12 protein-coding genes and 1 pseudogene are annotated in these 12990 nt (G+C 70.3%); 5 read left to right on the top strand and 8 right to left on the bottom strand.

The features are described 5' to 3' along the window. Window positions 1-178: 178 nt before the first annotated feature. From PV682_RS15505 to PV682_RS15490, 4 genes and pseudogenes are all read right to left on the bottom strand, one after another. A complete protein-coding gene (locus PV682_RS15505) occupies window positions 179-373 on the bottom strand; it encodes a DUF397 domain-containing protein (protein WP_319730017.1) in 195 nt (64 codons plus the stop codon). A 2-nt stretch (window positions 374-375) separates the two neighbouring features. Next, window positions 376-555: pseudogene (locus PV682_RS44330) on the bottom strand (transcriptional regulator); the annotation flags it as partial. Between the two features lie 400 nt (window positions 556-955). After that, the gene (locus PV682_RS15495) at window positions 956-1888 is read right to left on the bottom strand and encodes a M56 family metallopeptidase (protein WP_319730012.1); all 933 of its coding nucleotides are present in this window, start codon (window positions 1886-1888) and stop codon (window positions 956-958) included. Between the two features lie 6 nt (window positions 1889-1894). Beyond that, entirely contained in the window at window positions 1895-2284 is a 390-nt protein-coding gene (locus tag PV682_RS15490) for a BlaI/MecI/CopY family transcriptional regulator (protein WP_319730009.1), read from the bottom strand. Window positions 2285-2453: 169 nt separating this feature from the next. Here PV682_RS15490 and PV682_RS15485 point away from each other — a divergent pair, with 169 nt between their 5' ends. Together PV682_RS15485 and PV682_RS15480 are read left to right on the top strand one after the other, a co-directional pair. Next, window positions 2454-3029, top strand: coding sequence for a TerD family protein (locus tag PV682_RS15485; RefSeq protein ID WP_055720392.1), 576 nt, complete (start codon window positions 2454-2456; stop codon window positions 3027-3029). Between the two features lie 378 nt (window positions 3030-3407). Then, window positions 3408-3953 (top strand): hypothetical protein, encoded by a 546-nt coding sequence (locus tag PV682_RS15480; RefSeq protein ID WP_319730005.1) that lies wholly within the window; start codon window positions 3408-3410, stop codon window positions 3951-3953. 693 nt (window positions 3954-4646) lie between these two features. On the opposite strand, the gene PV682_RS15475 is transcribed toward PV682_RS15480, so the two are convergent. Beyond that, entirely contained in the window at window positions 4647-5174 is a 528-nt protein-coding gene (locus tag PV682_RS15475) for a signal peptide protein (protein WP_319730003.1), read from the bottom strand. 305 nt (window positions 5175-5479) lie between these two features. Between PV682_RS15475 and PV682_RS15470 the strand changes: the two genes are divergently transcribed. After that, the gene (locus PV682_RS15470) at window positions 5480-7075 is read left to right on the top strand and encodes a carbohydrate-binding protein (protein ID WP_319730001.1); all 1596 of its coding nucleotides are present in this window, start codon (window positions 5480-5482) and stop codon (window positions 7073-7075) included. Window positions 7076-7235: 160 nt separating this feature from the next. Here the strand turns inward: PV682_RS15470 and PV682_RS15465 are convergent, their stop codons facing one another. Genes PV682_RS15465 through PV682_RS15455 form a run of 3 tightly spaced genes read right to left on the bottom strand, consistent with a single transcriptional unit; the run spans window position 7236 to window position 11042 of the window. Beyond that, a complete protein-coding gene (locus tag PV682_RS15465) occupies window positions 7236-8090 on the bottom strand; it encodes an LLM class F420-dependent oxidoreductase (protein WP_319729999.1) in 855 nt (284 codons plus the stop codon). Window positions 8091-8147: 57 nt separating this feature from the next. Continuing rightward, window positions 8148-10235: a HelD family protein gene (locus tag PV682_RS15460; protein ID WP_319729996.1), complete on the bottom strand. Its 2088-nt coding sequence runs from the start codon at window positions 10233-10235 to the stop codon at window positions 8148-8150. Window positions 10236-10274: 39 nt separating this feature from the next. Beyond that, window positions 10275-11042, bottom strand: coding sequence for a GbsR/MarR family transcriptional regulator (locus PV682_RS15455; protein ID WP_319729993.1), 768 nt, complete (start codon window positions 11040-11042; stop codon window positions 10275-10277). Between the two features lie 227 nt (window positions 11043-11269). Here PV682_RS15455 and PV682_RS15450 point away from each other — a divergent pair, with 227 nt between their 5' ends. Next, window positions 11270-11935: a DUF4097 family beta strand repeat-containing protein gene (locus tag PV682_RS15450; protein WP_319729990.1), complete on the top strand. Its 666-nt coding sequence runs from the start codon at window positions 11270-11272 to the stop codon at window positions 11933-11935. Between the two features lie 21 nt (window positions 11936-11956). After that, on the top strand, window positions 11957-12949 hold the full coding sequence (locus PV682_RS15445) for an ATP-binding cassette domain-containing protein (RefSeq protein WP_319729987.1): 993 nt from the start codon (window positions 11957-11959) through the stop codon (window positions 12947-12949). The last annotated feature ends 41 nt before the right edge of the window (window positions 12950-12990 follow it).

Raw genomic sequence — 12990 nt, 5'->3', positions numbered from 1 at the left:
GCATGTCCACGCAAGCCTCCAAAGTCTGTGCAAGTCCTGTCAATGGGTTCAACAGGGTCGGAGGGGCTGGATCCCGACGCAGGCGCAACAGGACGTGGAGAAAGGGCACTTGGGGGGAGCCGAGAACGACGAAGCCCCTCTCGGTCGGGCACGGAGAGGGGCTTGATTTCGCCGTAGGTCAGTTCCGGGGGGCGTCGCCGAACTGGCCGAGGAAGGAGGCCCAGGTCTCGCGGGAGGTGGTGAGGAGGGGGCTACTGATGAGCTTGCTGTCGCGAACGGCGAGGCCGCCAGGGGCAGTTCGGGCAACTTCTATGCAGTTGCTCTGCGTCCCGGAGTAGGACGACTTCCAGAAGGAGCCTACGACCTCGGTCACGATCAGTTTTCCTTGCCGCTCCGCAGTGCGCTGCGGATGAGCCGCGCACTGGCGTCGGGTGCCAGTGCCGCCGATCGTCGTTGGTCGAAAGCGTTGGCGTAAGCCGATAGATCCGCTGCCCCCTCAAGGACAGACGTACCCCTGAGGTTCTCCAGGGGGACGGCTTCGACCACCGGATCAGCATCGACCCCGATCTCTCCGACGCCGTCACCCTCGCCGCCAACGAACTCGTCACCAACTCCGTCGCCCACTGCAAGATCCCCCTCGCTACCCTGGAAGACGAGGGCGGCCGTGGCCTGGTCCTCGTCGACCGCCTCGCCACCGACTGGGGATACGCGACGGCCCCGTACACCAAACACGTCTGGGCCACCTTCACCCTGCACCCGGCGAGGGCATGTGCTCCGGCGGATCTCTGAGGCACTGGCACGCCGAAAACACCCGGCCGACCCGAAGCCCGCCTCCGAAGTCCGCACCCCGGACCCGTACGTGTGGCGCCTGCCGAACCGACCGACGCCGTCCGACGCCGAACGGGCCTACGCCTCACAGGAGTTGGAGTAACCCCTCACCGAGGGACGCCCAACCTCACAACGGCGTGGCCGCGTGCAGGATGACGAACATCGTCACCGCCGAGTTCGCGGACGACATCGCGGATACGGCCGTCCCCGCAGCCGCCCCCCACGCCGCGAGCCCCACCCCCGTGAACACGGACGGCCAGTGCCGGACCAACGGGGCGGGCCCCAGAAGTGCCGCCACCCGGCGGGGAATTGGGCCGGGCGCGGCGAACCCGGCGAGTGCGGGGACCGGTGCGCCACGGGACAGCAGCGCCGCCTTGCCGATCGCCCGCGCGACCGTACGGCGGCTGCCGATCACCGCCGCCGCGTGCTCGTCGGCCCAGCGTTCCGCCGTATAGGAGACGGCAGTTGAGAGCGGGCGCAGGAACGGGTTGGCGCGGGCGGCGAGTTGGACGGTGAGCAGGTACCGGTGGTGCCGCGCGGTGAGGTGCGCGCGTTCGTGGGCGAAGAGGGCCCGGCGTTCGGCGGGGTCGAGGCTGCCGAGGAGTGCCGTGGTGACGACGATGCGGTCGCGGCGGGCGCCGGGGAGGGCGTACGCGTACGGCGTGTCGTCCCGTAGTACCGCTACCTCTGTGGAGGGAAGCCCGGCGAGCGCCCGGTGGGCGCGGCGGCGGAGGCGGACGTGGCGCCAGGCGGTGCGGACACAGATTCCGGCGACGGCGAAGAGGGTGGGGATGGCGGCCTTGCCCGCGATCTCGTCGTAGGGGACGGCCGCGCGGACCTCGGGGTCGGACCAGCCGTCGGGCAGGGGGTTGCCCGGTAGTTGCGCTGTTCCGACGACCATCAGAAGGGCCAGGCAGACCGTGCTGCACAGGGCCATGACCGCGGCCATCGCGGTGAGCAGGCGGGTCGCGGCGCGGGGGTGGAGGTGCTGTTCGGCGAGGCGCGCTATGGGCCACGCCGTCAGGGGCAGGACCAGGGGGAGGAAGATGAAGAACCCCATACGGCGTCAGTCTTCCCCTTCGCTCCCGGTCTCGCCCAGCAGTTCCCTCAGCAGCCGCTCGTCGTCCGCGCCGAGGCCGGTGACGAAGCTGGCGAGCACCGCCTCGCGGTCGCGTTCGCCGTCGAGCACCTTGCGCATCTTCCGTGCGGCCAGGCCGGCTTGGTCGGACGCGGGCGTCCAGGCGAAGGAGCGGCCGGCGCGCTCGCGGGTGACGGCGCCCTTCTCCAGGAGGCGGGTGAGGATCGTGATGACGGTGGTGTACGCCAGGTCGCCGCCGAGGCGTTCCTGGACCCAGCCCGCCGTCGCGGGGCCCTCGGCCGCGCGCAGGGCCTCCAGGACGAGGGCCTCCAGCTCACCCTGCCCCCGCCGCCGGGGACGTTGTTCGTGGTCCGTCACGCCCTGCTCTCCTCTCCCCCGCCGGATGTAGCTCCATGGTATCGGGGTATGTCATACCCTCCCCTCCGATTATTTCTACAGTGATGTAGATTTAATGGTCAGGGTGATCCTCCCGGGTCACCCTCGCGGCCTACGGTCGTAGTACCCCCATCCCGAGGAGGAGTTCGCAGTGGGAGTAACCCTGTCCAAGGGCGGCAACGTCTCGCTCAGCAAGGAGGCTCCCGGCCTCACCGCCGTCCTGATCGGGCTGGGCTGGGACGTCCGCACCACCACCGGCGCCGACTACGACCTCGACGCCTCGGCCCTGCTGCTGGACGCGAACGGGAAGGTCGCCTCCGACGCGCACTTCGTCTTCTACAACAACCTCACCAGCCCGGACGGCTCCGTCGAGCACACCGGCGACAACCTGACCGGTGAGGGCGACGGCGACGACGAGAGCATCAAGATCAACCTCACCGGCGTACCGGCCTCGATCGACAAGATCGTCTTCCCGGTCTCCATCCACGACGCCGACAACCGCGGCCAGAGCTTCGGCCAGGTCCGCAATGCGTACATCCGCGTCGTGAACCAGGCGGGCGGGCAGGAGATCGCCCGCTACGACCTCTCCGAGGACGCGTCCACCGAGACCGCCATGGTCTTCGGCGAGCTGTACCGCCACGGCGCCGAGTGGAAGTTCCGCGCCGTCGGCCAGGGGTACGCCTCCGGGCTGCGCGGCATCGCGGCCGACTTCGGCGTCAACGTCTGATACGCCGCCGGATGTACGGGGATCGCCTCGCGGGGATCACCTTGAGGAGACGTCTTCGGACGATCCCCGGGTGATCCTCGGGATAGCTCTCGGGTAGTCCCCGGTTAGGTCTCGGGTACTCCCCGGCCGACGCTCGGGACAGCCTCTGGGCCGGCTCCGGGGGCGTACCCGGTCAGCCCTCGGGGCAGCCCTTGGCCTGGCTCTGAGGTCGTACCCGGGTAGGCCCTCGGGGGTACCCCCCTGGGGGTGACGCCTGGAGCCGACTCCGGAGTCGTACCCGTGTAGTTCCTGGGAATGATCCCCGGCCGACCCCTGGGCGAACCCCGGAGCGGTCCCTAGGGTGATCCCCCTCCGCCCCCTTCACCACCGGGAGACCAGATGGCCGTCCCGCACCACCTCCGCCCGGAGGACCGAGCGGACTTCGAGGAGACCCTGCGCCTCGCACTCGTCAGAACGGGGCAACGCGCCCTGAAGGAACAGGCGCTGGCCGACGCCGACGTCATCTCGGCGGCGGCAGGGGCCGAGTACGCCGCGTACGTCGCCGCACGGCAGGACGCGAGCCGCCGGCCCGCCACACAGAGCACCGCGCTCGCGGCCCTCGCCGTCCTCACGCCGATCATCTCCGCGACGTCGGCGGTCTTCCTCCTCCTCGCCGGCTACGTCCTCCAACTCGCGGACGCCTCCGAGCCGTTGCCGACCTCCCTCATCACCGCGGGCTGGTTCCTCGGCGCCGTCGCCGTCCTCAGCACGCTCCTCGCGGTCGCCGCGTTGTTCCGCACGGCACTCCAGACCCGCCGGGGCCCCGCGTCACCGGCCGACATCGAGCAGGCACGGCTGGAGTGGAAACGGGCGCTGCTGGAACGGGGGTTGGTGCCGTACCTGTCGGGGTCGGGGGACAACTCGGGGCGCACGGCGACTGGTTGACGGACACGCCGTGTGCGGCGTCGAGTTGCCGGCTGCGACGCGGCTGGTCCGGCGCGATCGAGAGCCGTGTGACGGGGAGTTGCCGCAATCGGGCCGCGCCATAGGAAGCCCGCGCGGCCGGGCAGCGCAGGTGAAGGCGCACTGTTCGGGGGCCCCGGCTGGGGGTCGCCCTGTTCGGACAGCGCCGCTGGGGGCGCACTGGTCAGGCAGCGCGGCTGGAGGTCGCCCCGTTCGGGAAACCCGGCTGGAAGCCGGGCCGTTCGGGCCGCGCCGCAAGAAGTCGGCGCGCTCAAGGCCGTAACGCAGGAAGCTCGCGCCTTCAGGCCACGAGGTAGGCGGTCGCCGCGTCAGGGCCGCATCGCAGGAGGCTTGCGCAGTCAGGCCGCGCGGCGATGCGTCGCCCTGTTCGGTCCGCATCGCAAGGGACCGACGTGACCAGTCCGCCCGGGGGAACCGGCACGTTCAGTCCGCGTGACAGATGGGCGCCGAACTCAGGCTCCACCGACGGAAGTTGGTGTCACCGGCACGCCCTCCCCGGGCCCGCCCGCATACGCCGCGAGCCGGAGCCTGCTCGTGGCGGCTCCGGCTCGTTCGGCCTCAAGGGCTCGGGTACACCCGGTACTCAAGGGCGCCGGCACTCAACGGGCACCGGTTCTCAAAGGGCGCCCGGCGTTCAGGCACGCGCCGAGAGGCTCAGCCGTACACGACCACCCGAGGCTGGACCGTCCCGACCGCCCCGGGGGACGTGACGGTCAGGCGGTACACCTGGGTCAGCGTCTCGCCGGGCGCGAGGGTGCGCTGGGCGGTGGTGAGGTCCGTGTAGAGGGTGCCGGTCTGGGTGCCCGGCGTGACGGCGGTCCAGCAGCCGTCGGCCTCGCGCAGCTCCAGCTTGACGTCGGCGGGCTTCAGGAAGGGACCCGAGTCCGGTGAGACGAGCAGGAGTTGGGGCGCGACGATCAGGTCGGACGCGGTGGTGTTCGCGTAAGTGACCGTGAATTCATGGCGCTTGCCGTCGGTGGGCAGGGCGCTGGTCGCCTGGTCGACGAACTCGACCGGTATGGGGGCCTGTTCGGCGGCGGAGGAGGCGGTGGCGGTGGCCGCCGCCGGGGTGGAGGGAGCCGCGAGGGCGGGGGTTGCCGTGGCCAGGCCGCCCGCGAGGGCCGCGAGGAGGGCGAGGGAAGCGATTCTTGCCCCGGTGTGGGGGAACGGGACTTTCTTCACGGTGCTGTCCGGTCTCTTTCCGATTGGTCCTTCAGGGGTACTGCGGTAGTCCTACGGGACCGAGTATTCCTGAGCGCTTCCGCTCTTTGCCTTCGGGATGCCTGCCCGTTCACAGCGCAGGCCGGCGCCACCCCACCTGAAGTTCACATCCATAGACAATGATCAAGTACATGACTCTTGACGCGTCCACACCATGAGCCTACTTTCCAGAGAAAGCGCTTGCTATCGCCCGGATACCCCAGATCCGGGAGCTCTACCTGTTCACGTACACACCCCGCAGTCATGTACTCGAACGGAGCCGCACGATGCACCAGCGATCTGCGAGAACAGCCGCCCTCGCCTCCTCCGCTCTCCTGGCCGGCACCCTCGTCGCCTTCACCGGCACATCCCCCGCGAACGCCGCGACCGTCCGCCACGAGGCCGAGACCTCCCCGGCGGTCTGCACGGGAACCATCGACTCCGACTGGGCCGGCTTCTCAGGCAGCGGTTTCTGCAACGGGACCAACTCCACCAGCGGATATGCCCAGTTCACGGTGAACGCGGCCGTCGCCGGGACAGCGACGCTCAACGTCCGCTTCGCGAACGGGGCTTCGGCCGCCCGCCCGGCCTCCCTCGCCGTCAACGGGACGACCGTGCAGACGCCGTCCTTCGAGGCGACCGGCGCGTGGACGACCTGGGTCACCAAGACGCTGACCGTCACGCTCAACGCGGGCAGCAACACGATCCGCCTGACGCCCACGACGTCGGAGGGCCTGCCCAACGTCGACTACGCCGAGGCGACGACCACCGACTCCACGACGCCTCCCGCGACCGGCGCGATCTACGTCTCCCCGACCGGCACCGACAGCGCCGCCGGCACGCAGTCCGCGCCCACGACGCTCACCTCGGCGATCGGCCGGGTCACCGCGGGCGGCACGATCTACCTCCGCGGAGGGACGTACAACCAGTCCTCGACGGTGACCATCCCCCAGACCAGCAACGGGACTTCGGCCGCGCGGACCACCCTCACGGCGTACCCGGGTGAGACCCCGGTGCTCAACTTCTCGGCGCAGAGCGAGAGTTCGTCGAACCGGGGGCTTCAGCTCTTCGGGTCGTACTGGAAGGTGTACGGGGTCGTCGTCGAGCGGGCCGGGGACAACGGGATCTACGTCGGCGGCAGCCACAACGTCATCGAGCGGACGATCACCCGCTACAACCGTGACACGGGGCTCCAGTTGGGGCGGATCGCCTCCTCCACGCCGAGCAGCCAGTGGCCCTCCGACAACCTGATCCTCAGCGCCGAGTCGCACGACAACGCCGACTCCGACGGGGAGGACGCGGACGGGTTCGCGGCGAAGCTGACGACCGGGACCGGGAACGTCTTCCGGTACGCCGTCGCGCACAACAACATCGACGACGGCTGGGACCTCTACACCAAGACCGACACGGGTCCGATCGGGCCGGTCACCATCGAGGACTCGCTCTCCTACAGCAACGGCACGCTGTCCGACGGCACCGTCAACTCCAACGGGGACCGCAACGGGTACAAGCTCGGCGGCGACGACATCGCCGTCGACCACGTCGTACGGCGCAGCATCGCCTACCGCAACGGCAAGCACGGGTTCACGTACAACAGCAACCCGGGGTCGATGGCCGTCTCCAACAACCTCAGCATCGACAACGCAACCCGCAACTACTCGTGGGACGCGGGGACTTCGGTGTTCCACTCCAACACGTCCTGCCGGTACGCCGTCAGCGGCTCCAACGACAAGACGATCGGGAACGCCGACAGCACGAACCAGTTCTGGACCGGCACCAACGGCTCGCGCTGCGCGTCGAGTTGGTCCGGGGCGCTGAAGTGGTCGTTCGCGTCGGACGGCAAGCTGGTGGTGACGCTGGGCGGGGCGGTCGTGACGCCGTGATCCGCTGAATGGCAATACCGCGTGCGGGCCCGCCTGTTATCGAGGCGAGCCCGCACACGGCGACTTCGGAGGCGGCGCGGCCGGACAAGCGGCGCGGCCGGACAGGCGGCTCAGCCGGAGCGCCGGTCGGCTAGAGCGCCGAATCACTTCAGGAGGCCGCTCACCTCAGCGCAAGCGCCCGCGCCAACTCCCGGTATCCAGCAGCGGAGTTGCCTTCCCCGGCCTCCAGCAACTGCACCACCACATGGTCGGCCCCCGCCTCGACATGCGCCCGCAGTCCCGCCGCGACCATCTCCGGCCCGCCCTGTACCACCAGGTCGGCGAGAAGCCGGTCGCTGCCGGGCGGGGTCAGGTCCTCGTCGCCGTAGCCCAACGTCCGCAGGTTCGCGGTGTAGTTGGTGAGCGCGAGATAGGGGGCCACCCGCTCGACGGCCAACTCCCGTGCCCGTACCGGGTTGTCGTCCAGGACGACCTTCTGCTCGGTCGCCAACACCGCGTCCTTGCCGAGGATTTCGCGGGCACGGCGCGTGTGCTCCGGGGTGACGAGGTAGGGGTGCGCGCCGGCCGTCCGGTTCCCGGCGAGGCGCGTCACCTTGGGTCCGAGTGCCGCCAACACCCGGCGGCTGACCGGCACTTGGGCCTCGTCGAGGACGTCGAGGTAGTCGTTGAGCGCCTGGTACGGCCGTACGTACTCCTGCGTGATCTCCCGGTGTCCGGCCCCGATGCCCAACAGGAAGCGGTCGGGGTGCCGTTCGACCACCCGGTGGTACGCGCGGGCCACCTCGGGCGCCGGACTGGCCCAGATGTTCACGATCCCGGTCGCGATCACGATCCTCTCCGTCGCGTCCAACAGCCGTTCGACCGTGGCGAATTCGGAGACCGGGAGGTTCCCGAGCCACAGGGCGCCGAAGCCGAGCGCCTCCAGTTCCACGGCAAGCTCGGATGGCGTCTCGGAGATCCGCCAGACACCGTACGTACCGAGGTCGAGGGGCGCGGGATCACTGATCGTCGTCATACCCGGGCCAACGACCCCGCCCTCTCTCCTATTCCGATCTCCATCGAAATAATCGGCTCACCACGGCAGCTCCCTCCCGTGCACGACCTCCATCCGTGAAACCGCCCTGGTCAGCACCACGTACAGCCGGTGCCACCCCCGCTCCTCCCCCTCCACGATCGCGACCGGCTCGACGACCACGACGTGGTCGTACTCCAGGCCCTTCACCACCCCGGCCTCGACGACCTCGACGTGCTCGCCCAACAAGCCCTGGAACTCGCCCACTTGGCCGTCGGCTACGACCACACCCACCGAGCCCTCCGACTTCAGCGCCCGTCGGACGGCCTCCGCCACCGCGTCGTACAACTCCCCGGCGGAAGGGACCCGGGTGATCCTCAGCTCCCCGCCTCCGCGCAGGGATCGAGCGGCAGGGACCGTGACGTCCAGCCTTCCCAGGACCCGGTTCGCCAGGTCCAGCACCACCCCGGGGACGCGGAAACCGACAGTAAGCGGTACCACAACGGCGTCGGGTTTTCCGAGGTGGCGCAGCTGCTCGGGCCACGAGCGGGCCGCCCAGGCCGTGGTTCCCTGGGCCAGGTCGCCGAGGACGGTCAGGGAGCCGAACTCGACGCGGCGGGCGATGGCGCGGCACTCCATCGGGGAGAGGTCCTGGGCCTCGTCGACGACGACGTGGCCGTACCCGGCGGGGTGGGTGATGAGACCTGAGAGTTCGTCCAGAAGGACCAGATCGGCGGCGGACCAGCGGACCGACTTCCAGGAGCGGGCCGGCCGCGTCCAGGCCAGCTCCGCGCACTCCCAGGCCGACAGGACGCCGTCGGCGTACCGCTCCAACTCCTCGCCGCCGCGCAGGAGTTCGTACACCACCTCCTCCGGGCGGACCTTCGGCCACACCGCGTCGACGCAGCCGCCGACCGCGCGCTCCACCCGTCGTACCCAGGTGGCGTTCCGGGTCCCGCTGCGGCGTTCCGCCTCGGCGCGCATCCGGACGACGATCCGCGTCCGCACCCGCTCGCGGCCGATCTCGTACGGCGGCTCCTCGGCGAGGACGGCCCGGACGATCTCGGCGACCTCGCTCGCCGGTACCCGCCAGCGGTACGACCCCTCCTGGACGACGGCACCCTGCGCGTCGTCCGCGCGGACCCTGCCGTACAGCGCCCGGCGTAGTACCTCCGCCATACGCGGGTCGTGCTTGAGGGCTGCGGCGGCGCGGGTGTCCGTGCCGGTGGCCGGGTGGAGGGCGATCTCTTCGAGGAGGGTCGACTGGCGGACGCCGGTCTCGCCGAGGGAGGGGAGGACCTCGGAGATGTAGGAGAGGAAGGTGCGGTTCGGGCCGAGGATCAGCAGGCCGGCGCGCTGGATGCGGCGCGGGTGCGTGTAGAGGAGGTACGCCGCGCGGTGGAGGCCGACGGCGGTCTTGCCGGTGCCGGGCGCGCCCTGGACGCAGATCGAGTCGCCGAGTTCGGCGCGTACGAGGTCGTCCTGCTCGGGCTGGATCGTCGCGGCGATGTCCCTCATGGGTCCTACCCGGGGACGCTCCAGCTCGCGGGCGAGCAGACCGGTGACGGCGGCACCGGCCCCAGCACCGGCCCCGGCCCCGGCCTCATCGGCGTACCCCTCCGGGACTACGGCGCCGGGTCCCTCTGCGGAGGTAATACCGGTACGACCCTCAGCCGTACCCCCACCCCTGACCGCCCCCAGCCGCTCGTCCTCCAGCCCTGTCAGGTCCCCCGAGTCCCCCCGGCTCCCCGCCGCCCACCCGAAGCGTCGCCGGACATCCACACCCTGTGGATCGCGGGCCGACGCCTGGTAGAACGCCCGGGAGACCGGCGCCCGCCAGTCCACGACCAGCGGCGGGTCGGCGGGCCGCTCGCTCACCCGGATCCGGCCCACGTGATGGGCCCGCCCGTCCGCGAAATCCAGCCGCCCGAAGAACAGCGGCCCCTCCGGCAGCTCGTGCAGCGCCTTCGCGTGGCTGCGCAGCCGGTAGCCGAGGACCTCCGCGTCGGCGCCGGACGCAGAAACGTCCTCACCTGCGACGACCTGCTCGTCGGCGCCGTTCACCATTGCCTCGAAGGCGGCCCGGCAGCGGTCGTGGTGGGCTCGCTCGTGCCGTAGGGACGCTTCCAGTTCAAGCTCGCCAGTCATGGCACAAGCCTAAACCCGAAACTTAACCGAGTCATATTTTTAACTCGGACCACTTTCGGGCTCCCCGCCCTCTACCCTCCGACCCTCACCCTCCACCTTCCCGTGCAGGACCTCGCGCGCCTGGTCGGCCGCCCGCGCGATGCTCTCGGCCACGAAGTCCATGAACCGGGCCATGTTCTCCAGCCGCACAGCCGCAGGCGTTCCGGCGCCTAGTACCCCCACCCCCCTACGAGCCACCTCCCCCAGGTAGGCGGTCGCCTTCGCGCTGGCCATGGTCGACTGGTACATCACGTCGTCGTCGACGACATACCTCTCCCGCCGCCGCCCCTCCGCCTCGCGTTCCCGCCGCACCAGCCCCTGGGTCTCCAGGAACGCGATGGCCTTCGACACGGACCCCGCGCTGACCCCGAGCCGCCCCGACAACTCCCCCGCGGTCAGGGTCCCGCCGTCCGTGACGTAGAGCGCGGCCAGCACCCGGGACGTCATGTTCGGCAGCCCCTGCTGGGTGAACAGCGTCGCGAACGCCTCCTCGTACTCCCGCACCGCCTCCATGTCACGCCCCTCGACCGCCGCCACCGCACCGGCCACCCGGGGCGCGGCCTTCTTGCGCCGGTGCGCGCGGGTCTCGGTCGCGCGGTGCGCGAGGTCGGCGCGATACCCGACGGGCCCGCCGTTGCGCATGACTTCACGCGTCACCGTGGACGTCGGCCGGTCGAGCCGCCGCGCGATCTCCGCGTAGGCGAGCCCCTCCCCCAATCCCACCGCGATCTGCTGACGCTCCTGCTGACTGAGCCTGCCTCCAGGCATCGCACCCTCCTCCACCGGCCTTCGAGGACCGCGCCAGCATAGCTTTCAATCCAGAATCATTGCAACGCGCACACCATCGCATGTTGCGTTAAAGCTAGGCTTGTTGCAACGATTTCTAAGCTGTGAACTGCATAAACAAGACTCCATCGCAACGAACTCATTGCCAGATTCTTCAACGCAACGTAGCTTTTCCAACGTCAGAAACGACGAAGCGAAGGACAGGAACCATGCAGAAGTTCGACACCCCCGCCGCCATCACCGCCACCCTCTCCATCCCCGCGGGCCGCATCCAGCTCATCGCCGCCGACCGCGCCGACACCACCGTCGAGATCCGCCCCGCCGACGCCGGCAAGTCCCGTGACGTGAAGACGGCCGAGCAGACCACGGTCTCCTACGACGCGGGCGTCCTGCGCATCGAGACCCCCGCGCCGAAGTCCGGGCTCCTCGGCGGGCAGGGCGCGGTGGAGGTCACCGTCCAACTCCCCGCCGGTTCCCGGGTGGTGGCCAAGGCGGGCGCCGCCGAACTGCGCGGCGTCGGCCGGCTCGGCGACGTCACCTTCGACGGCGGCTACCGCGAGGTCAAGCTCGACGAGGCGTCGAGCGCCCAACTCACCTCCCACGACGGCGACATCACGATCGGCCGCCTCACCGGGCCCGCCGGGATCAGCACCCAGCGCGGCACGATCCGCGTCACCGAGGCGGTGCGCGGCGCCGTCGACCTCAAGACCCAGCAGGGCGACATCGAGATCGGCGCCGCGCAGGGCGTCTCCGCCTCGCTGGACGCCGGGACTTCGTACGGCCGCGTCTCCAACTCCCTGAAGAACGACGGCACTTCCAGCCTCGTCATCACCGCGACCACCTCGCAGGGCGACATCACCGCCCGCAGCCTCTGAACCCCGGAAAGGAACCCCGCCATGACCGAACTGGCCATCTCCGCCAGCGGATTGCGCAAGTCCTACGGCGAGAAGACCGTCCTCGACGGCATCGACATCGCCGTCCCCGAAGGCACCGTCTTCTCGCTGCTCGGCCCGAACGGCGCGGGCAAGACCACCGCCGTGAAGATCCTCTCCACGCTCATCACCCCGGACGGCGGAGAGGCCCGCATCGCCGGGCACCAACTCGCCGGCCAGGCCCAGGCGGTGCGGTCCGCGATCGGGGTCACCGGCCAGTTCTCGGCGGTCGACGGGCTGATCACCGGCGAGGAGAACATGCTCCTCATGGCGGACCTCCACCACCTCTCCAAGAGCGAAGGGCGGCGCGTCACCGCCGAGTTGCTCGCCCGGTTCGACCTCACCGACGCCGCGAAGAAGCCCGCGTCCACGTACTCGGGCGGGATGAAACGGCGCCTCGACATCGCGATGACCCTCGTCGGGAGTCCCCGCGTCATCTTCCTCGACGAGCCGACGACCGGGCTCGACCCGCGGTCCCGGCACAACATGTGGCAGATCATCCGGGAGTTGGTGACCGGCGGAGTGACCGTCTTCCTCACCACGCAGTACCTGGAAGAGGCCGACGAACTCGCCGACAGGATCGCCGTGTTGAACGGCGGGCGGATCGTCGCGGAGGGTACGGCAGAGGAGTTGAAGCGGCTCGCGCCGGGGGGCCACGTCAGACTCCGGTTCGCGCACCCGGCGCCGTACCAGGACGCGGTGGCCGCGTTCGGCGAGGCGTCCCGGGACGACGAGTCGCTCACGCTCCAGATCCCGAGCGACGGCAGTCAGCGCGAACTGCGGGCGGTCCTGGACCGGTTGGACGCGGCCGGCGTCGAGGCCGACGAACTCACCGTGCACACACCGGACTTGGACGACGTGTTCTTCGCCCTGACCGAGAGCTCGACCGGCGGATCGGCCAACGGCCCCTCGACCGCCTCGCCCTCGACCACCGACCCCTCGACTGCCGGCCGCTGATCCCGGCCGGCACCACCCCCCACCCCCCGCCGGCCGCCACA

Origin of the sequence: Streptomyces niveiscabiei, from assembly GCF_033794345.1 — a bacterium.
Lineage (GTDB): Bacteria > Actinomycetota > Actinomycetes > Streptomycetales > Streptomycetaceae > Streptomyces > Streptomyces niveiscabiei.
Note: the sequence above shows the minus strand (reverse complement) of the source record. Positions and strands in the feature narration are given on the sequence as shown.